This is a genomic window from Wenxinia marina DSM 24838, from assembly GCF_000379485.1.
Lineage (GTDB): Bacteria > Pseudomonadota > Alphaproteobacteria > Rhodobacterales > Rhodobacteraceae > Wenxinia > Wenxinia marina.
Genome location: NZ_KB902309.1, coordinates 1 through 1,307 on the forward strand (window position 1 = coordinate 1; position 1,307 = coordinate 1,307).

General features: G+C 68.5%; 1 protein-coding gene. It reads left to right on the forward strand.

Annotated elements, in window-relative coordinates; all coding sequences use genetic code 11:
* Window positions 1-148: 148 nt before the first annotated feature.
* A partial coding sequence (locus A37W_RS22945) for a hypothetical protein (protein ID WP_018303797.1) occupies window positions 149-1,307 on the forward strand: 1,159 nt, incomplete at its 3' end.

The following is a 1,307-nucleotide window of genomic DNA, read 5'->3' on the forward strand; positions in this document are numbered from 1 at the left end:
ATCGACGGCGCGGGCGGGATCGCCCCGGTGGCGCTGATCGCCTTCGACGAAGGCGGCGACACGCCGATGATCGGGGATGTCTGGCTGGTTTGAGGTTGCCCCGGGGACAGCGGCGGATAGGCTGACCCTTCAGCAAGGAGGACACGCCATGGCCGCAACTTTCCTGACGATGCGGGAAGAGAGCATTCTCAACTTCCTGCAGAGCGACAGCGACGGGTATGTCCTGGCGGAAGGCCGCCTGAACGCCGTCGCCGACGCGGCGGCGACCCGGATCCTCGCCGCCGGGGACGCGGGCGCCCCAGCGGGTCCGATCGTGCAGAGGGTGGAGGCCGAGGGCCTGTCCGTCACCGGTAGCGCGGTCGAGGCGACCTGGTATTTCGACCATCCCGGCGCCGGGGTCTTTCCCACCGGCGGGCCGATCCTGAACGAGCGGCTCAAGGCCGAGGCGCCGGGCTATGCCGAGGCGCTGGACAACGGCGACTATGACTACGTCGGTATCGGCATCGCCACGAGCGGCGTTCTGGAGGAGGGGACCGCGGAGGTCGCGGTGTCGGTGATCTTCGTCGACACCGATGCGGTCGCCCTGGTCGACAATCGCGGCAGTTCCGACATCTTCGACATCTACGGCTCCCTCGGACCGGACGAGATCCTGGGCACCGATGCGGGCGAGCGGATCTTCAGCGGCGAGCTGTTCCGGGGCCAGGATCTCGGCGGCGACGTGGTCCGCGCGGGCGGCGGCGACGACGAGATCTGGGGCGACGACCTCTATGCCGACACACTGATCGGCGGGGACGGCGACGACACCTACTGGTATCCCACCTACCTCTACAACGAGGACGGCCCCGACGTGATCGTCGAGGAGGTGGACGGCGGCACCGACACCATCGTCTTCGAGGGGGAGTTCTCGCTCGAGGGCTATGCCAACGTCGAGAACCTGACCGCCTGGGACGTGGTCGTCGGCAACGAGCTGGGCAACACGCTCAGGGCGATCTTCAACTCCGAGACGGTGTTCGACGGCAAGGCCGGCGACGACACGATGATCGGCAGCCGGGGGTCCGACCTCTTCATCGTCGACAGCGCAGGCGACATGGTGATCGAGGAAGGCCGGGGCGCCCGAGGCTCCCACGACGTGGTGCGCGCCTATACCGACTACACCCTCGACGAGGGCCAGCGGATCGAGCAGCTGGAGCTGCGCCGGGTGCGCGACGAAGGCGGCGAGGTGGTGCAGGACGTCTCGGCCACCGGCAACGAGTTCGGCAACCGGATCATCGGCAACGGCCAGCGCAATGCGCTGGAGGGCGGGGCGG